The sequence below is a fragment of the Prevotella amnii DSM 23384 = JCM 14753 genome, from assembly GCF_000378745.1.
In the GTDB taxonomy this organism is placed as follows: domain Bacteria; phylum Bacteroidota; class Bacteroidia; order Bacteroidales; family Bacteroidaceae; genus Prevotella; species Prevotella amnii.
Window position 1 is genome coordinate 1 of record NZ_KB905291.1, and the last position, 26,751, is coordinate 26,751.

General features: G+C 30.5%; 25 protein-coding genes. 6 read left to right on the forward strand and 19 right to left on the reverse strand.

The features are described 5' to 3' along the window. The 19 genes from F596_RS11905 to rfbA form a co-directional block, all read right to left on the reverse strand. Nucleotides 1-176 (reverse strand): transposase (locus F596_RS11905; RefSeq protein WP_487042726.1); only part of this gene is annotated, 176 nt, incomplete at its 3' end. 259 nt (nucleotides 177-435) lie between these two features. Further along, nucleotides 436-1,512 (reverse strand): nucleotidyltransferase domain-containing protein, encoded by a 1,077-nt coding sequence (locus F596_RS0108080; RefSeq protein ID WP_019036543.1) that lies wholly within the window; start codon nucleotides 1,510-1,512, stop codon nucleotides 436-438. Between the two features lie 59 nt (nucleotides 1,513-1,571). After that, nucleotides 1,572-2,573 (reverse strand): ATP-grasp domain-containing protein, encoded by a 1,002-nt coding sequence (locus tag F596_RS0108085; RefSeq protein ID WP_024992703.1) that lies wholly within the window; start codon nucleotides 2,571-2,573, stop codon nucleotides 1,572-1,574. 4 nt (nucleotides 2,574-2,577) lie between these two features. Next, on the reverse strand, nucleotides 2,578-3,780 hold the full coding sequence (locus tag F596_RS0108090) for a type III PLP-dependent enzyme domain-containing protein (RefSeq protein WP_008450995.1): 1,203 nt from the start codon (nucleotides 3,778-3,780) through the stop codon (nucleotides 2,578-2,580). Then, nucleotides 3,767-4,375 carry a sugar transferase gene (locus tag F596_RS0108095; RefSeq protein WP_019036545.1) on the reverse strand — a complete coding sequence of 203 codons (609 nt, stop codon included), beginning with the start codon at nucleotides 4,373-4,375 and terminating at the stop codon, nucleotides 3,767-3,769. The genes F596_RS0108090 and F596_RS0108095 overlap by 14 nt, the downstream gene beginning before the upstream one ends. Nucleotides 4,376-4,390: 15 nt before the next feature. Further along, nucleotides 4,391-5,419, reverse strand: coding sequence for an NAD-dependent epimerase/dehydratase family protein (locus tag F596_RS0108100; RefSeq protein WP_019036546.1), 1,029 nt, complete (start codon nucleotides 5,417-5,419; stop codon nucleotides 4,391-4,393). Next, nucleotides 5,409-6,560, reverse strand: a complete 1,152-nt coding sequence (locus tag F596_RS0108105; protein WP_019036547.1) for a glycosyltransferase family 4 protein — start codon at nucleotides 6,558-6,560, stop codon at nucleotides 5,409-5,411. The genes F596_RS0108100 and F596_RS0108105 overlap by 11 nt, the downstream gene beginning before the upstream one ends. An 8-nt stretch (nucleotides 6,561-6,568) precedes the next feature. Beyond that, on the reverse strand, nucleotides 6,569-7,645 hold the full coding sequence (locus tag F596_RS0108110; RefSeq protein WP_019036548.1) for a glycosyltransferase: 1,077 nt from the start codon (nucleotides 7,643-7,645) through the stop codon (nucleotides 6,569-6,571). Next, nucleotides 7,642-8,643: a glycosyltransferase gene (locus tag F596_RS11000; RefSeq protein WP_019036549.1), complete on the reverse strand. Its 1,002-nt coding sequence runs from the start codon at nucleotides 8,641-8,643 to the stop codon at nucleotides 7,642-7,644. The genes F596_RS0108110 and F596_RS11000 overlap by 4 nt, the downstream gene beginning before the upstream one ends. A 58-nt stretch (nucleotides 8,644-8,701) precedes the next feature. Further along, the gene (locus F596_RS0108120) at nucleotides 8,702-9,541 is read right to left on the reverse strand and encodes a glucosamine inositolphosphorylceramide transferase family protein (RefSeq protein ID WP_238292792.1); all 840 of its coding nucleotides are present in this window, start codon (nucleotides 9,539-9,541) and stop codon (nucleotides 8,702-8,704) included. A gap of 196 nt (nucleotides 9,542-9,737) precedes the next feature. Next, on the reverse strand, nucleotides 9,738-10,610 hold the full coding sequence (locus tag F596_RS0108125; protein ID WP_019036551.1) for a glycosyltransferase family 2 protein: 873 nt from the start codon (nucleotides 10,608-10,610) through the stop codon (nucleotides 9,738-9,740). Then, entirely contained in the window at nucleotides 10,610-11,725 is a 1,116-nt protein-coding gene (locus F596_RS0108130) for an EpsG family protein (protein WP_019036552.1), read from the reverse strand. The genes F596_RS0108125 and F596_RS0108130 overlap by 1 nt, the downstream gene beginning before the upstream one ends. 185 nt (nucleotides 11,726-11,910) lie before the next feature. Continuing rightward, nucleotides 11,911-13,101 (reverse strand): glycosyltransferase, encoded by a 1,191-nt coding sequence (locus F596_RS0108135; RefSeq protein WP_019036553.1) that lies wholly within the window; start codon nucleotides 13,099-13,101, stop codon nucleotides 11,911-11,913. Nucleotides 13,102-13,227: 126 nt separating this feature from the next. Next, entirely contained in the window at nucleotides 13,228-14,355 is a 1,128-nt protein-coding gene (gene glf / locus F596_RS0108140) for a UDP-galactopyranose mutase (protein WP_019036554.1), read from the reverse strand. A gap of 363 nt (nucleotides 14,356-14,718) precedes the next feature. Beyond that, nucleotides 14,719-15,969, reverse strand: a complete 1,251-nt coding sequence (locus tag F596_RS0108145) for an ABC transporter permease (RefSeq protein WP_019036555.1) — start codon at nucleotides 15,967-15,969, stop codon at nucleotides 14,719-14,721. 104 nt (nucleotides 15,970-16,073) lie between these two features. Further along, on the reverse strand, nucleotides 16,074-17,270 hold the full coding sequence (locus F596_RS0108150; protein ID WP_019036556.1) for a pyridoxal phosphate-dependent aminotransferase: 1,197 nt from the start codon (nucleotides 17,268-17,270) through the stop codon (nucleotides 16,074-16,076). Nucleotides 17,271-18,055: 785 nt separating this feature from the next. After that, on the reverse strand, nucleotides 18,056-18,466 hold the full coding sequence (locus F596_RS0108155) for a BT0820 family HAD-type phosphatase (RefSeq protein WP_008451041.1): 411 nt from the start codon (nucleotides 18,464-18,466) through the stop codon (nucleotides 18,056-18,058). A 5-nt stretch (nucleotides 18,467-18,471) separates the two neighbouring features. Further along, nucleotides 18,472-20,970 (reverse strand): GumC family protein, encoded by a 2,499-nt coding sequence (locus F596_RS0108160; protein ID WP_019036557.1) that lies wholly within the window; start codon nucleotides 20,968-20,970, stop codon nucleotides 18,472-18,474. A 30-nt stretch (nucleotides 20,971-21,000) separates the two neighbouring features. Beyond that, on the reverse strand, nucleotides 21,001-21,879 hold the full coding sequence (rfbA, locus tag F596_RS0108165) for a glucose-1-phosphate thymidylyltransferase RfbA (protein WP_019036558.1): 879 nt from the start codon (nucleotides 21,877-21,879) through the stop codon (nucleotides 21,001-21,003). A 291-nt stretch (nucleotides 21,880-22,170) separates the two neighbouring features. On the opposite strand from rfbA, the gene F596_RS0108170 reads away from it, so the two are divergent. From F596_RS0108170 to F596_RS12300, 6 genes are all read left to right on the forward strand, one after another. Next, nucleotides 22,171-22,803, forward strand: a complete 633-nt coding sequence (locus F596_RS0108170) for a hypothetical protein (protein ID WP_019036559.1) — start codon at nucleotides 22,171-22,173, stop codon at nucleotides 22,801-22,803. A gap of 75 nt (nucleotides 22,804-22,878) precedes the next feature. Beyond that, nucleotides 22,879-23,172, forward strand: coding sequence for a hypothetical protein (locus F596_RS0108175; protein WP_019036560.1), 294 nt, complete (start codon nucleotides 22,879-22,881; stop codon nucleotides 23,170-23,172). Between the two features lie 36 nt (nucleotides 23,173-23,208). Next, the gene (locus F596_RS0108180) at nucleotides 23,209-23,502 is read left to right on the forward strand and encodes a cell division protein ZapA (protein WP_008451116.1); all 294 of its coding nucleotides are present in this window, start codon (nucleotides 23,209-23,211) and stop codon (nucleotides 23,500-23,502) included. A 37-nt stretch (nucleotides 23,503-23,539) separates the two neighbouring features. Next, the gene (gene rny, locus F596_RS0108185) at nucleotides 23,540-25,081 is read left to right on the forward strand and encodes a ribonuclease Y (protein ID WP_019036561.1); all 1,542 of its coding nucleotides are present in this window, start codon (nucleotides 23,540-23,542) and stop codon (nucleotides 25,079-25,081) included. A 173-nt stretch (nucleotides 25,082-25,254) separates the two neighbouring features. Continuing rightward, nucleotides 25,255-26,283 carry a DNA polymerase III subunit delta gene (gene holA, locus F596_RS0108190; RefSeq protein WP_019036562.1) on the forward strand — a complete coding sequence of 343 codons (1,029 nt, stop codon included), beginning with the start codon at nucleotides 25,255-25,257 and terminating at the stop codon, nucleotides 26,281-26,283. 372 nt (nucleotides 26,284-26,655) lie between these two features. Then, on the forward strand, nucleotides 26,656-26,751 hold a 96-nt coding region (locus F596_RS12300), incomplete at its 3' end, for an IS1/IS1595 family N-terminal zinc-binding domain-containing protein (RefSeq protein ID WP_169495529.1).

Below are 26,751 nucleotides of genomic sequence, written 5' to 3' on the forward strand. Positions count from 1 at the left end.
ATCAGGCGAATAGGATGAGCCGGGCGACCATTATTGCTGCAATACAAAGGAGAGAAAGCATTTTCAAAACACTCCCAATTAATCTTATTACTAAGTTGGAAAAGGGGATGTTGATGACTAAGCATGTCCTCTAAAGAAGAGAACAAAGAGAGCTGTTTGGATGTACGTTTAAGCATAAATATCTGCAAGAATTATAATGTAAAGGTACAAAAACTTGCAGATATTTGCAAATAATTTATAGCATAATATACTATGAATCAGATGAATATTAGGCTTTTAAGGGTGGACTATTTAAGAACAAAAATAAATTATTTTCACATCATTTTTAATTTATTTTTCAACTAAAAATAAATTATTTTTCTTCACCAGATTTGTTTTTTCCCTTACTAAAAAAGTCTCTTTTACTCTTTATATAATAAACTGTGTTTTATGTTTTTATATATGTTTTATACCTAATCTTATTTTTTCAGGAAGTCCATACATAATAGATGCCTTAATTTCCTTTGCTGATAGTTTCCAAAATAGCCTGTAATGATTTATCTTTCTAAAAAAAGCTCTGATAAAATAAAGACCTCCTGAGCGAAAACCTTCAGGGACATTATCTTTACCAAAGTTGCCTCCAGCAAGTACTATCTTTAATATTCTTTCTACATACTTGCGTTCTTTCTTTTCTAATTCTATAGGAAACATTTCTTTAGGCAAATTAAATTTATCTACAAGTATCCACCCAATAGCAATGAAAGCTTTTCTAAAGCCTAACTCTGTGAGATGCTTATCAAGTAAAGTTCTGTTTACATCTTTATGGTAATGCTGAAGAAGACAAATCAAATCGCAAAAATGACGAAATCCCACTCCTAACTCTACCAAGTGATGATACATATGTAAAAACGTGTAAAGCAGATTTAACGTTGGTGCTAAAGTAGGTATATCTGTATTACATATTTTCACCATTACAGGCTTATTTGCAGCAAGAATATTATCCCAATACTGCTGATTAGCAGAAGAAAAGAAATGCATCATGTTATAATGTAACTCAAACAACACATTATTATGTGTAAAACTATAGTGTTGCTTAGAGTCTTCAGCGTCAAGTTTTACCCCCCACTCTGCCTTTATCAATGTCTTTGCTCTATCAAAATGCTTTTTATCTACATAAAAATCTATATCACCAGGCAAGCGTTCTTGTCTATGAGGATATAATGTAGATATTGTTTGCCCTTTAAAAATAAGATGTGGTATAGCATTATCTGATAACAACTTACTTATAGCAGTTAGCTCTTTCGATACTTTTTCGTTTAACAACCTAATACGTTCAGATAATGTAAATACCTTAAAAGCATCTATTCTATCAAGTAATACCTTTTCTCTTATTAATACTCCTGCTACCATTCCATCTACGGTCTGCTTACGAGCTAAAGACATTAAAGATACATACTCCGTATGCGATAATGACTTAAAGGGTAAAGAGCTATAACCAAAGCTCTTCTGCAAAAGTAGATATAACAAATTCATATCAGATTTATTATAATATAATGAGAAAAAGATAAAATATAAAAAGTAAAGATTAATCTTTAAAGCAAAGGAAAGTTTTCTGATAACAACTCTGATTTCTTTTTTATGACAACATCATCATACATCATCATTATAATATCCTCTTCATAGTTTCCTATAATACTTTTATTCTTCTTACCATGAATATTATTAAGTATTAGCTGCACGAAGTCTACTCCTGCACCATAAGCATGCAAATAAGCTCCACCAAAGCGAGGATTAATCTCACTCAGATAATACTCACCATTTTTATAAAAGAAGTCCATATCACATGGTCCATTTAGCTCTAAAACAGAACATACTTCTTGTACAAAATCAAACAATTTATTATCTTTAAAAGATATTGTTTTACTTGCCCCTCCTATCCTACTTTCTATCTTCTTTTTAGAAAAAACAGCAACAGGCTCATGAGAAATACAGTCTACATAAACATCTGCATCACAGTCGCCACCTGTCATTAATTCCTGAATAATATAAGTAAACTTGCCATCACAAAACTTTTCTTCTGCTTCTTCCCAATTATTAACTTTTCCTATCCCAGCACTGCCACTACCAGAAATTGGCTTCATAAAGACAGGGAAACTTATTTCACCTTTTTCTAACCCCTCTTTAAAACTTTCAAGAGAATTGTACGTTAACACTGTACGTACTCCTTTAGTATATAAATACTTAAACATTTCATATTTATCAAAACATAAATGAGCAGTCCAATCTGCCGGGCAAAGAGGAAGAATATCTTTCTGTAAAAACTCTTTACGATGTTTTGATAACAATTCTATTTCTGGATCTATAAGTGTAGTAATGGCATTAACACTTTCCTTGTTACAAATATCAAAAACTTTACTTATATACTCTGGTGCATCAATACGTGGCATAAGATAGCTCCTATCAGCCATAAACAATGCAGGCGCAACTGGTGAAAGGTCGGTGGCAATAATTTTCCCACTTTCCTTCATAGACTTACGAAAGTTTTGCAATAATTTTACGCGACGTCCACAACTACAAAATAATATATTATCCATATACTTAATATTTTGATTTCATTATAAAATCTTTTTCTGTCCATTCTTCTCTTACTACACAATATTCATCTCCCCTCTTTACATATATAACAGGAAAGTAATGAATAAAAAGTGGTGTAAGACACAATGTATAAGCTCCCACTCTGTTAAAAACTATTTTATCCCCGAGACATAGTGTTGTTTCCCCTTTCTCTAATACAAATAATCTATCGTTTTCAAGACATGTTAGTCCTCCAACAAGCTGCTTATGCTGACATTTTTCTGAGCTTTTCTTATATATAAATGATTTGAAATAATCTGTTTTATGAAATAAAGGGTCTACATCATTTCTTGTCCCATCAGTGGTAACAACATTTTTATCATTATGGTGTTTTACATCTATTACAGTACAAACATAGTCAAATGCTGATGCTACAATAGCATTACCTGGCTCTACTATAATCTTATAATTGTTATTGCTATGCTTTAACACATCATAAAAAGCATCTACATAGTCTGCATAAGTAGGCTTACCTGGCATTTCACCAAAATATCCTCCTCCTAAGTCTATATATTCTATATTTAGATTATATTTATTAATAACAGATAAGGCATAAGTTAAAGTGTTTTTATAAAAATCTACACTACGAGTCTTAGAAGTACGGTGTATATGCAAACCCACTAAGCGAACATTACTATATTCAGATATTTGTTGTATAGCATTCTTAAAATCTGCAGAATCTGCAGAAAAGCCAAATCTACTATCATCTTCTTTATGATTTTCATCTAATGGAGATATTTTCGATATGTCTATATTTAGTCTTATACCAACCTTATAAATCTCATTACAAGATAATTCCCTTAACCATTCTATTTCTCTGAAAGATTCTATGTTTACAATACCTTTATGCTTTAACACATCAAGAAAAGTATCTTTAGATTTCATCGGACCATTATATATAATATGGTTTTTAGGAAATCCACAAGTTAATGCTAATCGATATTCATGATAAGAAACTACTTCTGCATAACACCCATTATCTTTAGCTATTTTAAGACAATAAGGTAAGGAATTGGTTTTTACAGAGTAACCTATAATACTATTTGGAAATTTAGTATCTAAAGCTGTTTTAAAACCATAAATACTTTTTTTAAGTTCTTCTTCTTTTAAAATGAAACAAGGTGTAGATAAATTGCTTATAGTCATCATTTTTTCAATTACTTCCATTAAATTCTTCCATTGTAACAAGACCTTCCTGCGATATGCCATCACGCTTGAGTACCGACTTTATAGTAAACCAAATAACTTTTAAATCTGTTATCAACGAAACATGATCAACATACCATACGTCATATTCAAACTTTCTTTTCCAAGTTATTCCATTACGACCATGACATTGAGCCCAACCCGTGATACCAGGTCTAACTTCATGCCTACGCATCTGCTCTTCAGAATATAATGGTAGGTATTTTACTAATAATGGGCGTGGCCCTATTAAAGACATATCACCCTTTAAAACATTAATAAGCTGTGGCAACTCATCTATAGACGTTGAACGTACAAACTTTCCTACTTTAGTTATACGCAACGTATCTAAAAGTAATCTTCCATTTTTATCACACCTATCATTCATTGTCTTAAATTTTATTACTTTAAAAATCCTACCTTTATATCCTGGTCTTTCTTGATAAAAGAAAGCTCCTGAACCTTTATTAGATATAAATAAAATAATAGCTATGGATATAATAAATGGAAAAAGTAATACTAAAACTATTAATGATATAAAGAAATCGAAAAAACGTTTAAAAAAAAGTTTATACATATTTTATAAAAATATTTAATCTATAGTATAGTCTTCTTTCCTACCCCATAATAGAGCAAATGGTTCTTTTTCCATTTCTCGTTTAAAATCTTTCAATTGCTCTATATATGAATATTGCGGGTGATAGTTCAATTCTTTTACTGTTTTACTAATATCAAAAGCATTTTCTAAAGGATCTTGTTTTTCAGGACAATAAATTATTTTTGAAGGTTTATTCTTTGGTGAAAAGACCTCTATGATACCTTTTATTTGCTCTTCAAGTGAGACTTGCCATCCGTTCCCTACATTATAAATTCCACCATCTATATCAGCTGTAAGGCAATTAGAAACTAACTGAACAAAATCTTTTATATATACCATTTCTTTCTTTTTAGAACAATCGCCCCATATTTCTATAGGCAAGCTTTTACTAGCTCTATCCATTAACATTCTAAAAGGCATAATTCGTTTTTTATAATCTGCATAATGATATGCATTTGGGTGATATTCATAAATTGTAAAAAAACGGAGAATAAATCTAGAGATACCATAAGTTGCATGCCAATGCTCTATTAAATCTACAGCTGCATTTTTTGCTATAGTATATACAGCATGATCCCCTGTCATAGGAAAACTTCTTTGTAGATCAGCGCCTAACTTTCCTCCTTTTTTAAATTTATCAAAATAATTAGATAAATCATACGGTGTTTCTGGGAATATTATTTTTTTACAGTTATGCTTATTCATAAACTGAAGAACATTTAAAGTTCCAAGTGTTATAGAATCTATCAAATCTTTTGGATCATATTCATACCTAGAAGGTAAAGATCCTGCGAAATGCGCTACAGCAAATAAATCACCCACTTTAATTTTGTCAAATTCTTCACTTTTTTTTATATCTAAAGAGTAATAAGTCATACCTTTTGAGGCAAAAAAGTTATTATCATCTTTGCGTCTACCTACAGCTATAACATTATAACCATCGTTCTTTAATTTTACACTTATATAAGCACCTATATTTCCAGTTGCGCCAAATACAACAACTGTCTTTAATTTATTTTGCATAGATCAAACTTTTATATGTTTTTAATAATTCATTCCAAATATATTTTTGCTCAAATCTTTCAGAAACTATTTCTCTACTTCTTATCCCCATTTGCTTACATTCTTGCTTATTGTGATAAAAACTTTCCATCTTTTGCATAAGCTGCATATAATTATGAGTAGGTACAATTACTCCATTTTCATTATTTTTTATAATCTCATTCGATCCATTTATATCAGTAACAATAGATGGTAACCCCATTGCTCCTGCTTCAAGAACAACATTTGGAAAGCCTTCTCTATAACTAGGTAAAACAAAAGCATTTGATAAAGCATAATATGGACGAACATCTTTTTTCTTACCAACTACTATTATAGAATTATTATTTTCAATTTCATTATAAGTCTCTTTTCTCAAAGGATCTAACTTCTCTTCATATGAACCTACTAACAACAACTTAACATTCGGCACCTTCAATAATTTAAAAGCATGAACTAATTCATTAATTCCTTTATCTGCAACTATTCTACCTACATATAAATATACAAAATCATATGATTTTATACCTAACTTCTTTCTATTTTCATTATTGGTATCTATGTTTTGATATAATATAGGATCCCAATAATCTAAATCAATACCTCTTACATTACCATTACCTATAATATGTAAGGGTTTGTTAGTTATTTTAAAATTATACAAATCATTAGCAACACCTCTACCTTCAGGATTAATATAAGTAGCACAAAAACACAAAAGTTTATCCATATAAATTAATATTTTTTGCTTAAATCCAGTTGTTGTTGGGAAAACTAATCCTGTATATGTATGCATTCTTATTGGAACCCTACATATCCATGCTGCTAACATTGATACTAATCCAGCTTTTGGTGTCATAGAATGAACTATAGTTGGCTTTTCTTTATAAAAGACCCATATCATTTTTAATAATGATTTTAAATCTTTTACTAAAGATATATGTCTTTCCATGTTCAGTGCAATGGTTTTAACCATTTCACGCTCTTTTATAATATTTAGTTCTGGCAAAGGAGATGAAATAGCTACTATATTATAATTTACAGAAAGCCACTTTAGCTGTCCTTTACAAAATGTTTCTAGAGATTCAGGAACGGTTGAGATACGTATTATCTTCTTTTTCATATTCTTATTTATTGCAATAACAAGTTATTATAAACCTCTAAATACCCATTAACAGTGGTATCTATATCAAATAGTTGTGCCCTTTTATAACAGGCTTCTGCTACTTGCTGATAATAAAGACTATCTCCCATAAGTTTTAATATTTCTTCAGCCAATTTTCTGTCATTCTGATAAGGAAAGAGAATGCCAGCCCCTATAGTAGTTTGATGTAATCCCTTAACATCACTCGCTATAAAAGGCTTATTCACAGACATTCCCTCTATACTTGCCAAAGATAAGCCCTCATAACGAGAAGACATAACTATAATATCAGAAGCCTGCAACAGCTCTGGCACATCGCTACGCACGCCAAAAAGCCTTACTCGCTCTCTTAAAGACAACTTGCTTATAAGATTATCTATCTCGTTTCTACGTACACCATCACCTAACAACCATACCTTATAGTTAGTTGGCAGATATTGTAAAGCTTTTATTAAAGTATCTTGATCCTTACCCACTCGAAAACCTGCAACCATTGATATGATAACATCTCCTTCTTTTTTATACTCTTTATTAGGTCTTGCAGAATGAAACCTTTCTATGTTTACACCATTTGGTATAGTTATAACCTTACTATCATACCCTATATAATCTATTAACAACTTTGTTGCTATTTCTGATATTGATATTATTTTTTCATACCTACTATACATCCACTTATCAAATGGTTTTAACCACCACTTAGAACGTCTACGGTTTTCTGTGCTATGCTCTGTTGTTACTAACTTACACTTACATGGTATTATCATCTTAGCTAATGCTACAAACAGCTGACAAGCAGTATTATGTGTATGAATAATATCATATTTTTTTAGAAAAGGACATATCTTAAATATAAATCCGACCCTATACACACTACCTTTTCTTGCTAAAGAATAGACATTAATACCATTTTTACGTAGCTTTTTATAAAAAGGAGTTTCGCCTCCTATAAAAGTAAGAACATCTACTTCAACGCCCTTATTATTAAGTAAAGGAACCATCTCTGATATAAGATTCTCTGCCCCTCCTGTTTCTAATGATGTTATCACATGAAGTATTCTCATATTTCTGAAGCTGATTCTATTAACCTTTTTATCACAACTTTTGGCGCTAACCATTTTTCGTAATATTCTCGAGCTCCTTTTTCTAATTTTAATCTATAAATAGAATCATTCTTTATTTTTAAGACAGCATCATATATTTCTTCAGGTTTATAAACAAAATGAATACTCTCACCGTGTATCAACCCTTCACCAGGCATCTCACGCGTTAAAGGAGTAGAAATTATAGCTTTACCCATACATAAATACTCTGCTAATTTCCAGCCATGACATCCACATACGCTTGGAGTATTAAAAACAAGCACACTTTCTTTAGTCTTCTTTATATAAGTATCCATGGATATCCTTTTCTTATAAATAAAATTTTTATATAAGGTTAAATATTTAGGATAATCTGGCATTTCTGCTAAAACATCTGTGCCACCTAAATAAAAAAGTCCTCCATCTATTTTCATACCTGCTTTCTTACAAGCCTTTAAAAATTCTCCGCGATACATATTAGTATCTGTTTCTGCAAATTGATTATACCATAAAGTAGAAGCATGAAATATATAATTATCTTTTAATATATATTTTTTTTCGTAATCTTGTAAAGTTCTTCTTCTTATAAACGTGTATAAATAATCTAAAAGAACATCTTTCAATGGTCTAGATCCTTTTCGTCCTATTATATATCTCTTTATTGCTAAAAATATTGTAAATAATAAATTATGATTTCTTAATCCAAAATGAGGTCCAATAATCACTAACTTTGAATATTTGATATTATCATTAAAAGCTACATTTACTTTTGCATAAATATTACACCAATCATATCTTTGAGTATGAATAGTAGCCTTATCTTCTGTATCTATAAATATCTTTAATATCTTATTTTTATTTCTTACTATTATCGGTACACCTTGTTCATAATCTATTCTATCTGAATATGATAAATCCTTAAAATAATTTACAGAATATTTTAAATTTCTTTTCCCAATATTACAAGTTGCTCCCCACAAAAACTATGTGGAATATTTATAACCTGCTCGAGGGTCTACGTAAATTTCCATTTGCATTTTATTTTATATGAAATGTATGTAAGATTTTTCTTATCCACATATTATCAAATCCCAAGGCGTCTGTAACTATAATTCCTTTATAGGTATTAAAAGTATGCATTCCTATAGGAAGTTTTGGATTAGTAGAATATATCCTTCTTACTTCCTTAAATTCTAAACTTTCGATATCTAGTTCTGATGTTTCACATAATGATTTACCATTACATGTTATCTCTTGTAATGTTATAGCATGACCATATTGAATATTACACTCTTGTGTTGGTCTATACATTTTTCTATTGTGTACAAAAAAACAACCTGCCATACGAGCCACATTTTCATTAAAGACCTTACTACCTATTAAAATGAATTTACACACCCCTTTATCCCATTTATACACATAAAGAACGTTACCATTAGCCATAGGCTTTTTAGTACAAAACATATAAACATCTTTTCCTATTTTTATAGGTACAGCATCTGCTACATCTTCTTCTAAAACAATAAAAGCATCTTCAAGTTTATTTATGGAAAAATTATACTTATATATTTTAAGTTTTCCTGATTCACCATTTTCTGGCATAATATAAACAAAATTACCCTTTTCTTCTTTGTCAACCTTCTCCCTTTCAAGGAACCAAGGCTCTCTAATTATTACAGGAAAGCTCATATGCGTACTAAGCTCTTTTACAACTTCTACTTTCTCTAATTTATATGTATGCCTATCAATTATCAATTTAGAAATTCGTCCTTTGTTCAATCGTTTTGTAAATTCTTCTGCTAAAACAATAAAACAAGAATCTGTTACATCTAAAAGAAAAGGATCTGCAAACCAACTTTCTTGTATATTATGCTTCATCCATTCTATATGTATATCTTTCTTATATAAAATATCATCTAAAGAAGTATTAATAAAACCTATATTCCATCGCTCTGCGCTTAAAGTTTTTATATACTGTTTAATACACATAATAATTATATATTATATAATCTCCTTGTTAATATTAATTGAAATAAGTTTTCCTCTTTGATAAAACAACTTGTTCCTTATATTATTATACTCTCTTATCTTTCAAATACATTATGTATCCAAATAATTTAAATATACCCCATACAAATCCAATATTCTTTACTATTCTTGATCTATCAGTTATACAGAAATAAAATCTCCAATAATTAATAGCATTTTTCATTCGTTTTATAATTGGTATGTCAAAGGTATTATATAATGCATAATACCAAGTTGTTAATATTGGACTTTCTTTTCTAATTTTAATTATATTAGCAGTTAATCCATCAGGTTGATACTCTACAGTATATATTATCTTATTAAAATAATGATAAATATATTTTTTAGAAATTCTCAACCATTCTAAATCTTCTGGACAAAATTTTTCACCTTCTATTTCAGGAAATGGTATCTCTTTTAAAATAGATGTTCTGAAAACTTCTTTCATATCACCCTTATAATTATATTTACACAAGAAATCCACAAAAGAGATATTTAATGTTGAAAAAAAAGAACCTTCTGCAACTTTTTTACCATCCATAAATTCATCAAAACCAACAATTGCACCTATTTTAGGATTTGACTTTACCTTTTTATATTCATTTGCAACTATTTCTAAAGATCTTGAAGGAAGTACATCATCAGAGTCAGCTATAAAAAATAACTCTCCCATAGCATGCTTAACGCCTTCGTTTATAGCCGTATGTTTACCTCCATTTTCTTTTTTTATATATCTTATAGGAAATTTTAAATTATGAGATAACTTTAATTGTCTAATAACTGTTTCAGTATTATCCGTAGAGCCATCATCAACTATAAGCCATTCAAAATCTAAGTAAGATTGACAACAAAGACTATTATACAAACGTTCTAACAAATTTTCCCTATTGTAAGTAGGTGTAAAAATAGTAATCAACATTATCGGTAAAATTTATTTTCGGTATAACGTTCATCATATTCATGGCTATAATAAATATATCCATTTGGTTTACCGTTTGTTAAAAAAGTTTTATAAGGAGCATGCATCGGAGCCCATGCTATAGTAATTCTGTTAAATAAGAAGAATAATACAACTAAAACAAAAGGTTTAAGCCATAAAGGTATATTCTTAGCATAACATAAATGTTGAACAGTATAAATAAGACCCATAAAGAAAAACCAAGTTATACGTCCACCTTGTCCAAAACGCATAAAAAGTAGTAATAAAGCACAGAAAACAAAACTCATATTGGTAAATACTATATCTTTTTTTGAATATCCTGTTTTGCTATAATTTTTCAGTATAATAAATAAAAAGAATGCAGCCTCTAAAACATATTCTATTCTAAAACCCTGTGTTTCATTTTCATATTCATTAGCTCTTGTAGAAGAACTTGCCATCAACATTTGAGGTATAGGAGTAAGACCTAATAAAAAACAAATAACAATAAAAATAATAATAGTAGATGGTGTGTATCTACGTATTGGAATAAAATACATTACACTAAATATTATAGCACTATTATGAAAACTATATGCTAATAATACCAATAAAAAAAACTTTATTGGTTTTCTTTTCCATATATAAGGTATAGCTATCCACACTATTCCCGTTGCTATCACCTGACGTAAATATGTCATTGTAAAATAATATAACAATCCAAGAAAAATAATAACAGCAAAAGGATATCTCTCAAGGTACCTACGAAAACTAATAAAATATAAGAAATAAATAAATAAAGTTGTAATTAATATATATATATATCTATTAGCAGTAACATAAGATACTAATATCTGCCAAGCAAAGTAACCGAACTCTTTACCATTAACTAAATATAATAACCGTCCATAATTATGACTACTTCGCGTTTCATCCGCTATTGTATCAAACATTTCTCCATATATATAACGATCATATCCACCTATCATATCTCCTAGTCCTACAAATAAAGCTAAATATAGAAAGAAAAATGCAAGCAAAATTTCTGATTTACCTTTTTTATCTATAAACAGATAAATCATACCTAATATAAAAACAAGATAAAATGGAAACATATTTCGTACTCAAAAAAATAATTATATCTATTATACGCTATCTACTTAATAAAAACTGCATTACACTATATTGCTGTTATCCCCCCCCGTTTCATAAGTTTTTTTCGTGATAAAGCCTCCTTTTCTCCTAATGACAACCATAAAAGGACTATAACAAATATAACTATATAAATAAACATATTCTATTATTTAAACTTATTAAATAAGAGTGTAGCTGCTTGTCTTCTGCTATGATGCGACAGAACATTTTCTCTACCAGCCTTTGCTATTTGCTCATATAATTCTCTTTTTAAAGGAATATCCTTTAATATTTCGATAACATCTTCTGCTTTAGCATATTCTAAACAAGACTTTCCGTTGTCTACGAAAATATTTTCCATAGCATAAGGTGTGCCTAATACTAGCAATCCTGAAGAGAGTGCATCTAAAACTTTTCCTTTTGTTCCTGTTCCTATAGAAATAGGAGTGATCTGAATATCATGTTTAGAAACCTCTTCTATATAATCTTTAGCAAAAACCACCTCATTAGTTATAAAGCCACTTAGGGCTAAATGTTTCACATGTTCTTCCCAGCCTCTACCAAGAAATGTTATAGTATAGTAACTTGACAACTCCTTATGCTTTAAAAGTTGGCTTACCAGCTCATCAGAAGCCTGCTTCATATATATATTATATTGTCCAGCTATAACAATACTCAATTTTTCTTTTTTTAAACAAATACTTTTTTTACTGTATAACTCGTAGTGAGGGTGATAGAAAAAGGAAGCTCTTATTTTAGTATTGTTATTCATTAAGGTTTTCAAATCTTCTTTTCCCACAAGCATATACTGAATATTATCACTATTATCATACGCTTTTTCTAAACGAATATACTTCCTATACATTATAGCCTCTCTCCAAAATAAATGAATGGAATGAATAACAAACCGTTGCTTCAGCATTCTATAAAAAAACAACGATTCACAATCTGGCAAAACATGTACTCGCTTATACTTCTTAAATTGCTTTGCTACTCTTGACAGCTCTTGCCCATATATCCAAATACCATCATAATTAGCTTTATCTATAGATATAAAAACATCTTTTGGTATCTTCAGATAATAGTATATTGGCATTGCAAGAAGTAATCTTATAATAAGCAAATTATATTTTAAAACATAAAATAGCCACTTTGGTTGTGATAGTATATGAATCCTAACACCTAACGTTTTTTCAACTTCAGCTATCTTGCTTTCACTGATATCATTATAATTGAAAGTATAAATATCTATATCAATATCTTCCTTTCGCTCTATCATCATGTGATAAGGTAGAGCAGAAGCCCCTCTAACATTCTCTGCAGTAGGTGTTAAACTTGTTAATAGTGCTATTTTCATTTACTATAATTATTTTATAAAAATGCAGTATATACTACAATGAAGATTAAACAGTTATATTTAGAAAATTGTTATTCACAAATAAATTTTCCATAAAAATTAGATCTTTTTTATTAATATAACACGTCAGTCAAACATTTCTAATACCTGCTCTACTATAGGAGCCATATCATAATATTTATATTGAGCTAATCTTCCGCCAAATATAATTTTATCTTCCTTGTCAGATAGCTGCTTATACTGCTTATATAAAGCTATGTTTTTATCATCATTTACTGGATAATAAGGCTCCATGCCAGGCTTCCACTCTGTAGAATATTCTTTTGAAATTACGGTCTTAGGGCATTTATACACATCACTACCGAAAAGCTCAAAGTGCTTATGCTCTATGATGCGTGTGTATGGGACTTCTTTCTCAGTATAATTTACTACAGCATTGCCTTGCCAATTAGGCGTATCAAGAGTTTCCTGCTCAAAACTTACTGTACGATACTCCAAATATCCATATTTGTAATTGTAAAATTCATCTATCTTTCCTGTAAAAACTATCTTTTCTGCAATACTTTCCCATAAGGTACGATCAGTAAAAAAATTAGTTTCTATCCGTGTTTCTATACCTGCAAGCAAACCTTGTATTAACCTGTTATACCCTCCCTTAGGAACACCTTGATAGCTATCATTAAAATAATTATTATCAAAAACAAAACGAAGTGGAAGTCGTTTGATAATAAAAGCAGGAAGCTCTGTACATTTACGACCCCACTGCTTTTCTGTGTAGCCCTTTATAAGTTTCTCGTAAATATCTCTACCTACTAATAAAAGAGCTTGCTCCTCTAAATTGCGAGGCTCCTGTATTCCTGCTATTTTCATTGCAGCAACAACCTCAGCTCTCTGTTCTTCTATCTTCTTCCAAGCCGCAGTAGGTGTTAATACTCCCCACATCTGGTAAAACGTATTCATATTAAAAGGCAAGTTATATAGCTTACCTTTATAATTTGCAACAGGAGAGTTAGTATAACGATTAAACTCCGTTATACTGTTAACAAAGTCCCATACTCGCTTATTATTTGTGTGAAATATATGTGCACCATATTTATGAACACTTATACCTTCTACCTCTTCACAATAAAGATTCCCTCCCACATGTGCACGCTTATCTATTACCAAGCATTTCTTACCTATTTTTGTGGCAAGATATGCAAAAGTAGAACCAAACAAGCCAGAGCCTACAATGAGATAATCGTATTTTTTCATATTTATACTAAACACAAGCAATGCAAAACAAAACACTATAAAAGAGACATTATCCCCTCTCCCTATAATCAAGCACATTTTACTGATTATCGGTTATAAAAAAAAGAGTGAACCTTATCTCCGCTTAAGAACATAAAACAAGAATAAATAATAGAATGTTAATGATGTTTTTATCCTATTCTTTATATAAAAGCTTATCCTTCTTGAGATATTATATTCGCAGATGCTTTAGTTACACATTGCCCTAATAATGTACAAAGATAGGAAAAATAATTAATACTCAATGTAAAAATATTGCAAAAACTCTATATCTATATACAATTTATAATGCCGTAGAGTAAAGAAGCAAGTATTTCTCCTATTTTATTCATATTGCATTGATTTGGCTGGATTAATTCTACTTACTAAATAGCTTGGAGCAATTAGCACTAATACACATACTATCATAGTAATAATATTAAGGGCTAAGATAAGAAGAATGTTTATTTCTACTGGAATAATATTCACATAATAGGTTTGCGGGTCAAGTTTTATAAATCCTGTATATCTTTGCAACAATATTATACCTACTCCTATAATATTACCAAAGAGTAAACCTTTTCCGATTACAAATGTAGCAAACCATAGAAATATATGGCGTATTTGCTTATTCCTACACCCAAGAGCCTTCATGGTGCCAATCATTTGTGTACGTTCAAGGATAATAATTAATAATCCTGACACCATTGTTACACCAGCTACTGCTATCATCAGACCTAAAATAATCCATACATTCATATCCATAAGATTAAGCCAAGAGAAAATTTGCGGATACTGACTAATAATATTAGAAGCAGCATAAGTGTTATTGTATTTATCCCTTCTGTCCTTAACAAGATGTGATATTTTATTAGACTCTATATGGAGATTATTAAAATCTTTTATTAACAATTCTACTCCACCATATTGATCATCTTTCCAACCGTTAAGTTTTTGTGTTGTATAAAGATCTGTAAAACATATTTGTGAATCAAATTGCTTCATATTTGTGGCGTAAATGCCTGCTATTTTAAAATAACGCATACGCACCCCTTGTCGATTTAAGAAATATGCAAAAGCTTTATCCCCCACATGAAGGTTTAGCTTTTGAGCTATTGTTTCTGATATAACTATTTTGTTTTGGCTTTTTTTATCAGAAAAATTAGGAATATTACCCTCTCTAAGGTTTTCATGTATAAAAGAAAGATCATATTCAGGACCAATACCTTTAAGCATAATACCTAAAAAATCGGAATTTGTTTTTAATACCCCTTCAGTATAAGCATATCGCTCTACTTTTTTTACACCATCTACCTGTGTGAGTCTTCTTGTTAAATCTTTATTAATAGCTATAGGATACTGTTCTGCTCCATCTATATTTAAAATATTTGTTACAATAATATGACTGCCAAAGCCAACAACTTTATCTCTGATAGAATTTTTAAACCCTAATACTACACTTACAGAGATAATCATTACAGACAAACCTATAGTTACTCCGAGTGTGGCTATTCTTATCGCAGGCTTAGAAACTTTATTATTTAGACCTCTACCTCTGGTATAAATTTTTCGTGCAACGTAAAGAGAAAAGTTCATTTATATTATAATTTTATGACATAAAATATAATCTAAAACATATTCAGCCTATATAATTTTGCTTTTATAAGCATTCACCTGTTTAGAAATATTATTACTATCTATCATATTCTACCAGGATATTGTTCTAAAGCTTTCTCAAGGATAGTTAGAGAGCGTTGTAATTTTTCGCGCTTAAGAACATAAGCTATCCTAACCTGATCAATACCTGCATTATGTGTAGAATAGAAACCACTGGCAGGTGCCATCATAACAGTTTCACCATTATAGTTAAACTCCTCTAAACACCAACGGCAGAAATCATCTGCATTTTTTACAGGTAGTTTTGCTATTGTATAGAATGCTCCCATAGGCATAGGCGAATATACTCCCGGTATTTTATTTAATCCTGCTATTAGACAATTTCTTCTATCTACATATTCTTTATAAATTTCACGATAATATTCTTCTGGTGCATTAAGGCTTGCTTCTGCAATAATTTGTCCTATTAAGGGTGGAGAAAGGCGAGCCTGACAAAATTTCATAACCGTTTTCCTCACTTCTTCATTTTTTGTTATAAGAGCTCCTATACGAATACCACACTCACTGTATCTTTTAGAAACAGAATCTATAAGAATAGTATTGTTATCTATCCCTTCTAAGTTCATCGCAGAGAAATAAGGCTCATCAGTATAGGTATATTCACGATACACCTCATCAGAGAACAGAAATAGATTATGCTTAGCCACTATATCTCTAATTTGTTTCATTTCCTCCTTAGTATATAGATACCCTGTTGGATTATTAGGATTACAAATCATAATGGCTTTAGTATGTTCGTTTATTATTTCTTCAAATTTTTCTATTGGAGGTAGTGCAAACCCTTTTTCGATAGTAGTAGAAATAGGACGTATTTTCGCTCCAACTTGCATAGCAAAAGACATGTAATTAGCATATGATGGTTCTGGTAGAATAACCTCATCACCTGGATTTAAACATGTCATAAAAGAATACAGCACAGCCTCAGACCCTCCTGTTGTAATAATAATATCATCAGCAGTTAAGTTGATATCATATTTTTTATAGTACTCACATAATTTTTCACGATAAGATAGGCACCCTTGTGAAGGAGAATATTCTAATAATGTACGATTAATATTTTTTAAAGCATCTAACCCACATTTAGGAGTAGGCAAGTCGGGCTGACCTATATTAAGATGATAAACCTTCACACCACGTTGTTGTGCAGCATTAGCAATAGGTGCTAATTTGCGAATAGGTGATTCTGGTATTTTATTACCACGTATAGAAATATTTGGCATAGCCTTAAATTTTAAATTTGTTTTTTAAGTTTATCTTAAAGTAAAAGCAAAGTATTTTTCTTATTACTCTTCTTACCCTGCAAAGATATATAAAAAAAACATTCTAATACTATATTTCCAAATTTAACGTATTTTTTTTTACTATATAATATACACTTAACAGCATTTACCTTTACTCATATCTTTTTCTTATTATCATACTATCTACATTAGTTAGAATTAATATTTTCAATTACTCTTATTCCTTACCATAGTAAAAGTTATAATACAATGATAAATTAATATTACGCTTATCGCTTATTTAAAACTCATAAAATATTAAAATATCAAACGATCATTTCTAATATGAAACCCTGATTTTTTTGAACATTCTATATCTTAGCTTCAATAAAACACTACATTTTATAAAAGAAAAAATTATGTTTTACTTTAAAAAAGATGTCTGCTTATTTTTAAAAATAATTTATTTTTAAATTGTTTTTAATTTATTTTTTCACCAAAAATAGATTATTTTTAAGTGTGTTAGTTGATTTTTACCATAGCTATAAATGCTTTTTTACTATCTTATATGTATACCCTTAATAGTAAAAACCAAACAGTAAAAAACATATATACTACATTAAACTTTTATATGTTAAATATCCCGTTCTTATTTTTATGAGCTAAGTGATATGTGCTTTTAAGTTTTACTTACCTACTATAAATACGAAATAACCCTTATACGTTTAACAACATATAAGGGTTATTTGATAACATGAACCACCTTCTGGTATTAATATTTTAGCTTATATTTGCCACCAATGCTTCTTTTTAGGTGGATTATAATATTTATCTTGACTTGATTGCCACGTTTCGTTATTTTTTATCATATTGTATATAGTGCCCCAGTCTGGTAAGCCTCCAAAGTTTCTATCATCTATAAACATATCTGCTTTTATCTTACGAGAGAAATGATTGTTTTTATGCTTTTCCTCTTCAGGATAATCTTTATTGACTGCATAAAACTCTATTCCTCTATCACGACACCAGTTTACAGCATCTTCTAACAATATTCCTTCTCTAACAGTCCACAAAATAAGGCGATGACCATCATTGATTAGCTCCTTAAGAGTGTCTATAGCAAAAGGTATCTCCTCCCCTATTTTAGGATATTTATGTTCTACTATTGTTCCATCAAAATCTATTGCTATAACCATTTTTGCTATTTCTTTATAGAATTGTCATTCTTATTGCCATAATGGCTATTATTATAACTTCCATATCCACCATACTGCTTATTAGAGTTGTAATAGCCATATTTACCATAACGCCCATATTTACCATATTTGCCATAGCCATATTCATAACCATACTTCTTTTTAGACATATCAATGCCATTAATAACAAGCGACATCTTAGGCAACTTCTTTTCTACAGCAAAGCTATTAACCATGCCAAAAGTAGCTTTAGGAGTATAGTCTGCACGACATAAGTAAACAGTAGCATCAGCTACTCGAGCTATTTGTAAAGTGTCTGTTACCAACCCTACAGGAGCTGTATCTACAATAATATAATCATAATTTTCTCTCAATATCTTAAATATATCTTCTAAAGACTGACGTGCCGTAAGCTCTGTAGGGTTAGGAGGTATTGGTCCTGACATTAATAACTCTAAATTAGGATGCACTCCAGAGGGCAATATCTGGTCATAAATACTTTCTAAAGTTGGGTTATTTTTCACCAATAAATTAGTTATACCATGTTTATGATCGCTTATTTTAAACAGCTCTGCCAATCGAGGACGACGAATATCAAGACCAACAAGAATGACCTTCTTTCCCAATAGGGCAAAGCTCATAGCCAAATTAGAAGCTATAAAGGTTTTACCTTCACCCGATGTGGAAGATGTAAATAAAATAACTTTCTCATCTTCCTGCAACATAAACTGCAAATTTGTACGCATTGCACGAAAAATCTCTTCCATCTGATTATTTTGATTTTCATGCACTACTATATCTGCTTTACCCTTTGCATTATTACTTGCTATTGCAACATCAGCTAAAATAGGAATACGTGTAAGACGAGTAACGTCTTCATGCCCTTCTATCTTATAGCGTAATAAGCTTATTAAGAACAAAATTAAAGAAGGAATCAATAATCCTATAAGAGCTGCTGTACCTAAAATAACAGAAGACTGTGGGCTAACCTGCCCCACAAGCTCAGGATCGTCTATCAACTTTCCTTTATCTGCTGTTGCTGCTAAAGATATATTATTTTCTTCACGCTTCTGTAAAAGCATAAGAAAAAGCCCTGATTTCACTTCTTGTTGTCTACCTATCTGCGTTAAATCTTTTTCTTGTTTAGGAGCTTCTGCCACTTCGCCTGAGAATTTATTATACTGACCAGCAAGAGCATCTCTTTGAATTAAAAAACTTCTTTTAGCTGCACTTATGGCGTCTCTAATGTTTCGGTTCAATACTCTAAGCTGATCGCTCAATGGCTGTATAACAGGTGAATTTTCAGAAGCACTTTTTAATAAACGATTACGCTCTAATACCAATTCATTATAACGATCTATCAACTTTGCAGAACTTTCATCTTGCAATCCTACATTAGAAGGAATAACCTGTGTAAGATTTCGTGAAGACTTTTCAATCTCAGAAGAAATTGTATTAAATAATTCTATCTGTGTTTGAATATCAACTAATTTCTGTTCATATACATTTTGATTTTGAAAAGAATTAGCCGAACTAGCCTCAAGCGCAATCATACCATTTTCTTGTTTATATTTCTGCAACTTTCCCTCTGTCTTGCTAAGCTCAGCATTAATCTTATCTAAACGATCATTAATAAATTGCTCTGTACGTATAGCAATAGTGTTTTTGTCTTCATTAGCCTGCAAATTGTATTCTACGATTAACTGCTTTAGGTAATCTATAGAACGCTGAGGAATAGCATCTGTTATTTGCAACTGCGCTATAGATGATGCTTTTGCATCTTGAGCAACTTGTAAAGATCGTGTGTATCTCGCTGCTGCCATTTTAGGAGAAACTATGGTAACATTTTCAAACTGACCATCATGTAAAGAGCGATTATCATTATACGTAATTGTAATATTACCTGCACGGGTAATAAGGGTTATAGGCAAAGTAGATACTTTTCTATTAATACTAAATGGACCACGATGAGAGAACTCATCTATAGGTTCATAATACGTACCTGTTATATTATAATAATTTCCCTTACGTGCAATATTTAAAGATATAGGTGCATTCAATTTGTCTAAATGAGCAGAATCAATATCTACTGTGATAGGTTCGTTTTTATAGAAACTATATTCTTTTATTCTACCCTCTGTTGTATAAGTTGTATATAATTTTAGATTGCGCACTGCAGCACTGGCAAGTGAACGCGATGTTAAAATTTCCATCTCATTATCTAATCCATTAGAATTAGAAATAGTACCTAAATTACTTGCATATTTTATTGATGAAGATCTATGATTATCAGCATCTTTTACCAACAACTTAGCTGATATCTGATACATAGGAGTAGTGTAGCGTAAAAATATTTTAGCTAACCCTATACAGATAATAAGTGATAAAACAAACCAATACCAATTTAAAATTACTACTCTATAAATAGTCTGAATATTAAACAAATTTTTATCTTCTATAGCATTATAATCTCTTTTATTATCTACTGTATTATTCTCTTCCATGTTTTTTTATTTATTTCAATGCTTTTTTATTTATTTCTCATTTGCCAAACGAATAAGATATTTACCATATTCATTCTTTTCCATAGGAGCTGCCTCTTTTAAAAGTTGCTCTCTATTTATCCATCCTTTTTTATATGAAATCTCTTCTAAGCATGCTACTTTCAAACCTTGACGCTTCTCTATACATTCTATAAAGGTACTTGCTTCATATAAACTATTATGTGTACCTGTATCAAGCCATGCAAATCCACGTTGTAAAGTTTGAACCATTAATGCCTTTTTCGATAAAAACTCTTGATTGATACTCGTTATTTCATATTCTCCACGCTCTGAAGGCTTAATATTCTTTGCTATTTCTATAACACTATTGGGATAAAAATACAGACCTACAACGGCATAATTACTCTTTGGATTCTTTGGTTTCTCTTCGATACTTAAGCATTTTCCATCTTTGTCAAATTCAGCTACGCCATATCTATAAGGATCGTTTACATAATATCCAAAAACAGTTGCCATATCATTATGCTCTACATTTTCAACGCTTTTACGAAGAAGCTGACTGAAACCTGCACCGTAAAAAATATTATCTCCTAATACCAAGCAAACACTATCTTTACCTATAAACTCTTCACCTATAACAAAAGCTTGCGCTAAACCATTAGGCGAAGGCTGCTCTGCATATTGAAAGCTAACACCATATTGGCTGCCATCACCAAACAAATGCTTAAAATAAGGTAAATCAAAAGGTGTAGAAATAATTAAAATTTCTCTGATTCCTGCTAACATTAACACTGAGATAGGATAATAAATCATAGGTTTATCAAAAATAGGAATAAGCTGCTTACTTATACCTTTAGTGATAGGATAGAGGCGAGTTCCAGAACCTCCAGCTAAAACGATACCTTTCATATATTTTACTTAATGTTTGTCTTAAATATGCGTTAAAAAAAGGTTATATCATATTGTTACACAAAAGCCCTACATGAAAACGTTATTATAGCATTACAAGCCTAACACTTCTTCAAAAAGTTCTTCCGTTAGCATACATGTTCGCAAAGGTAATAAAATAATATTTGAAACAAAAGATTATAGAAGAAAAAAAAGGCTACTTGTAGATTTTCTTGCTTAAATTTATTAACTTTGCATACTGAAATACTTTAATTAAACATATTATTGTTAATAAAATTATATACAAAAAGAATGGGATTTTTTTTAAAACTATTTAAGAAAGGGGAAGAAACTTCGCCACATATTGGAGGCATGGAAGATTACATGACGCTAGTAAGAGTTTACTTTCAAGCATCATTAGCTTGTCATTTAGGCATAACTAATCTGGCTATGCTTCCAGACCTAAGAACTTATAAACAAACTTTTCATATACCTACAACAAACAACAAATTAGGATTAAATGAGAAGGCGAGTATAAGCAAAACAATGAAAAATATTTATCAGCTAAATGATAACTTCTTTAATGAAATTGATAAAAGTATAAAAAAGAATTGTAAGAAGTTTCAAGATGTTCAAGTATACCTTGTACAATTTCAAGGTTATACACAAGAATTAATGATGCTTATTGGCAATTTAATGAAGTTTAAGCTGCGTGTACCAGGATTTTTTAAAAGAGCTATTTATTCGATGACAGAGAAGACAGTAAATGATATTTTTGAAAAGAATGATTTTTCAGATGCAAGCGTTATTAAGTCTGTACTATCTGTACGTAAATATAATAAGCGCCTAAACTTTTCTAAGGCATGGACAACAGATTTTATTTACCAAATAGTACTTTTAGCAAAGAAAGAACCTAAACCAAAAGAGGATAAACAGCATAAATAAATAAATATGAATAATTTGCTTAAATAAAAACTTTAAAGTAACTTTGTTCACAAAAAGATAAATAAAGGTAAAGATATGAATGCGAATGAAAAGATCTTGAACACATTTGCCACTAGGGTTCGCCAGTTAATTCTACAATATCTTTCTATAAAAAAGGAGAATAACGAGCTATACAATATGGTTAATGAACGGGATCAAGAAATCTTAAAATTGCAAAAACAATTAGCTCAGTCGCAGTCTGATTACCAAACTTTAAAGATAGCACGAATGATAGAAGTTTCTGATAAAGATATAGAAGTGGCACAAAAGCGTGTTTCAAAGCTGATTAGAGACATTAATAAGTGTATTACATTATTAAGCGACAAGTAAAATTAAGCGGCAAGTAAAAAAGAGAGTTATCAAGATATGGACGATAATAATAAATTGCATATTCGACTACATATTTATGACACTGAGCTTCCTGTGGGATGTCCACGAGACGATGAGGAATATTATCGTTCTGCAGCTAAACTCCTTAACGATATGATGAATACATATTTTACACGCTTCAAAGGGAAAAAAACGGATAAAGAAATTCTATACATGGTTATGTTTGATGTTGCATTACAATTAAAACAAAATGAGGATAGAAACGATACTGCTCCCTATGATAAATTATTAAGCAAACTTACCACAGAATTAGAAGAAACTCTTGAATAGAACATTAATATAAATTCTATAACATACAAAATATTAAATGAATCCAATAATAGTTACTATTATAGCTTTAATCTGTTTTATTATAGGTTGCGTAGGAGGCTTTGTTTTCTTTAGATATATCTTAATAGGAAAATATAATGAAACTATTGATAAAGCAGAAAAAGAAGCTGAAGTTATTAAAGAAAAAAAGTTGTTAGAGGTTAAAGAGAAATTCCTTAACAAAAAGAGTGAATTAGAAACTGAAGTTCAACAGCGAACTCAAAAAATCCAACAAAACGAAAACCGCTTGAAACAGCGTGAGATCTCTTTAAATCAGCGTCAGGAGGAAATAAACAGGCATAAACAAGATGTTGAACAACAACAAGTCCATATAGACAATGAGAAGAAATTACTCCAAATAAAACAGTTAGATTTAGAAAAGATGCAAGGGCTAGAGCGTGCAAAGTTAGAAGAACTTTCTGGTTTAAGCGCAGAAGAGGCTAAAAGAAGACTTGTTGAAAGCTTAAAAGATCAAGCAAAACTTGATGCAGCATCATATATAAACGAAATAGTAGATGAGGCTAAATTAAATGCTAATCAACAAGCAAAAAAAATAGTTATACAAACTATTCAACGTATAGCCACTGAAACAGCCATAGAAAATTCAGTTAGTGTTTTCCATATTGATAATGATGAGGTAAAAGGACGTATTATTGGTCGTGAGGGTCGTAATATTCGTGCTTTAGAAGCTGCTACAGGAGTAGAAATTGTTGTTGATGACACACCTGAGGCTATTGTTATTTCTGCTTTTGATCCAGTAAGGCGTGAAATATGTCGATTAGCACTTCACCAATTAGTTACCGATGGACGCATACACCCTGCTCGAATAGAAGAAGTTGTTGCTAAAGTAAAAAAACAACTTGATAACGAAATTATAGAGACAGGAAAACGCACTGCTATAGATTTGGGTATTCATGGTCTTCACCCGGAGCTAATACGTATTATCGGTAAAATGAAATATCGCTCTTCATATGGGCAAAATCTTTTACAGCATGCACGCGAGACAGCAAACCTTTGTGCTGTAATGGCCAGTGAGTTAGGTTTAAATCCTAAAAAGGCTAAAAGAGCAGGTTTACTTCATGACATTGGTAAAGTGCCAGATGAAGAAACTGATCTGCCACACGCTTTATATGGTGGTAAAATAGCTGAAAAATATAAGGAGAAACCAGATGTTTGCAATGCCATAGCTGCTCATCACGATGAAACAGAAATGACTACCCTATTAGCACCTATAGTACAAGTATGTGATGCTATATCAGGCGCACGTCCTGGTGCTCGACGTGAAATTGTAGAAGCATACATTAAGCGTTTAAATGATCTTGAAGCTATTGCTATGAGTTACCCAGGAGTAACAAAAACTTATGCTATACAAGCAGGTAGAGAGCTTAGAGTTATTGTTGGGGCTGATAAGATGGACGATATTGAAAGTGAAAAATTAAGTTCAGAAATAGCAGAGAAAATACAAAACGAAATGACTTATCCTGGACAGGTTAAAATAACTGTTATTCGTGAAACACGTTCTGTAGCTTATGCCAAATAACAGTTAAGATGCTTTTCAATATTTGTTTTTACTTTACAAAATTCTTATCTTTTATATAAATATATTTTTTTAAATAGAAAATAAGAATTTTGTATTTCATACAAATTCTATTATCTTTGTATTATAATTGAGTGTAATATATCATTAATTATAATACAAAGATAATAAAAATAATGCCGACAAAATTAGACCATACTTTTCAGAGCATTATCTCAGATCTAAAAGCAAAAAAGTTTGCTCCTTTCTATCTATTAATGGGAGAAGAATCTTATTTTATAGATAAGATAACCGATTTTATTGCAAACAATGTTCTTGAGAAAGATATGCGAGATTTTAATCAAACTATTTGTTTTGGTTCAGATGTCTCAAGTACACAAGTAATAGACATTGCAAAGCGTTATCCTGTAATGGCAGATACCCAAGTAGTTATTGTGAAAGAGGCTCAAAATATCAGGTCGTTAGATGCTTTAGAGAAATATCTTAGTGGCAATATTTTAAAATCTACTATATTAGTATGGTGCTATAAAAATGGCGTTATAGATAATAGAAAAAAAATTGTAAAGTTAGCTAATTCTGTAGGAGTTGTTTTTGAGAGCGTAAAGCTACGCGATTATCAGCTACCTACCTTTATTCAAGAGTATCTAAATAAAAAAAATGTAGCAATTGATCCTAAGGCAAAACAAATTATAGCAGATGCTGTTGGATCTGATCTTAACCGTTTAACTTCAGAATTAGATAAAGTAATTATATCTCTCAATAAAGAAAACTTACTCATAACACCTGAAATAGTAGAAAGAGAAATAGGTATAAGTAAAGACTTTAATTCTTTTGAACTGCGAAATGCCATAATTCAAAAAAATATTTTTAAAGCCAATCAAATTATTAAATATTTTAGTAATAATCCTAAAGCAGGTTCATTATATTCAGTACTTCCTATTTTATTTTCATATTTTCGAAATTTAATGATAACTCATTATCTTCCAGGAAACAAAACAGAAGAAAACATTGCTACTGCAATAGGACTAAAAAATAAGTGGGGAGTAAAAGATTATTTAATAGGGCTCCGAACTTATAATGCTCGCAAAACAATGGATATACTTAGCAAGATACGTGAAATAGATGCTAAAAGTAAAGGCTTAGACAACCCTAATACAGGACCTAATGAACTCATGAAAGAACTTATTTTTTTTATTTTACATTAGGGAAAAAACACCATCATATTTTATCATATTCTATAACATATAAGTTTTTTATTCTTCAGTATTACTGTCTGATAAAATAAACATCTTCACTCATGGTTATATTTTTATTTTTCTTCCTCAAATATATCCTGCATTGATTATCAGCAAGTTACATCTGTATGGTACAAAAATGTTTCGACCTATAGCTCATTTTGCAGGATAGAATCCTCCTTAACTACCGATATACACTGGTGTTCTCAGCAATTCAAACGTTTCAGAGATATTTCGACCTTTGAAATCGTTCAATAGCTCATTTTGCAGGATGCAATATAGCTTAATGTTCGATAAACATTAACTTCGCTGGTATTTGAAAAGCCAAAAAGCGAAGTTATAATGAACAAGAAAAAATGCCCAGTGTGTAAGAGTAAACACACCGTGAAAAACGGAGTGCGTTATGGAAAACAACTGTATTTGTGCAAAGATTGTCAT

Bases quoted from the DNA above. Each gene is read 5' to 3' on its own strand.
- F596_RS0108080 (WP_019036543.1), bottom strand. From the start codon at position 1,512: ATGAATTTGTTATATCTACTTTTGCAGAAGAGCTTTGGTTATAGCTCT.
- F596_RS0108085 (WP_024992703.1), bottom strand. From the start codon at position 2,573: ATGGATAATATATTATTTTGTAGTTGTGGACGTCGCGTAAAATTATTG.
- F596_RS0108090 (WP_008450995.1), bottom strand. From the start codon at position 3,780: ATGGAAGTAATTGAAAAAATGATGACTATAAGCAATTTATCTACACCT.
- F596_RS0108095 (WP_019036545.1), bottom strand. From the start codon at position 4,375: ATGTATAAACTTTTTTTTAAACGTTTTTTCGATTTCTTTATATCATTA.
- F596_RS0108100 (WP_019036546.1), bottom strand. From the start codon at position 5,419: ATGCAAAATAAATTAAAGACAGTTGTTGTATTTGGCGCAACTGGAAAT.
- F596_RS0108105 (WP_019036547.1), bottom strand. From the start codon at position 6,560: ATGAAAAAGAAGATAATACGTATCTCAACCGTTCCTGAATCTCTAGAA.
- F596_RS0108110 (WP_019036548.1), bottom strand. From the start codon at position 7,645: ATGAGAATACTTCATGTGATAACATCATTAGAAACAGGAGGGGCAGAG.
- F596_RS0108120 (WP_238292792.1), bottom strand. From the start codon at position 9,541: ATGAAGCATAATATACAAGAAAGTTGGTTTGCAGATCCTTTTCTTTTA.
- F596_RS0108125 (WP_019036551.1), bottom strand. From the start codon at position 10,610: ATGTTGATTACTATTTTTACACCTACTTACAATAGGGAAAATTTGTTA.
- F596_RS0108130 (WP_019036552.1), bottom strand. From the start codon at position 11,725: ATGTTTCCATTTTATCTTGTTTTTATATTAGGTATGATTTATCTGTTT.
- F596_RS0108135 (WP_019036553.1), bottom strand. From the start codon at position 13,101: ATGAAAATAGCACTATTAACAAGTTTAACACCTACTGCAGAGAATGTT.
- glf (WP_019036554.1), bottom strand. From the start codon at position 14,355: ATGAAAAAATACGATTATCTCATTGTAGGCTCTGGCTTGTTTGGTTCT.
- F596_RS0108145 (WP_019036555.1), bottom strand. From the start codon at position 15,969: ATGAACTTTTCTCTTTACGTTGCACGAAAAATTTATACCAGAGGTAGA.
- F596_RS0108150 (WP_019036556.1), bottom strand. From the start codon at position 17,270: ATGCCAAATATTTCTATACGTGGTAATAAAATACCAGAATCACCTATT.
- F596_RS0108155 (WP_008451041.1), bottom strand. From the start codon at position 18,466: ATGGTTATAGCAATAGATTTTGATGGAACAATAGTAGAACATAAATAT.
- F596_RS0108160 (WP_019036557.1), bottom strand. From the start codon at position 20,970: ATGGAAGAGAATAATACAGTAGATAATAAAAGAGATTATAATGCTATA.
- rfbA (WP_019036558.1), bottom strand. From the start codon at position 21,879: ATGAAAGGTATCGTTTTAGCTGGAGGTTCTGGAACTCGCCTCTATCCT.
- F596_RS0108170 (WP_019036559.1), top strand. From the start codon at position 22,171: ATGGGATTTTTTTTAAAACTATTTAAGAAAGGGGAAGAAACTTCGCCA.
- F596_RS0108175 (WP_019036560.1), top strand. From the start codon at position 22,879: ATGAATGCGAATGAAAAGATCTTGAACACATTTGCCACTAGGGTTCGC.
- F596_RS0108180 (WP_008451116.1), top strand. From the start codon at position 23,209: ATGGACGATAATAATAAATTGCATATTCGACTACATATTTATGACACT.
- rny (WP_019036561.1), top strand. From the start codon at position 23,540: ATGAATCCAATAATAGTTACTATTATAGCTTTAATCTGTTTTATTATA.
- holA (WP_019036562.1), top strand. From the start codon at position 25,255: ATGCCGACAAAATTAGACCATACTTTTCAGAGCATTATCTCAGATCTA.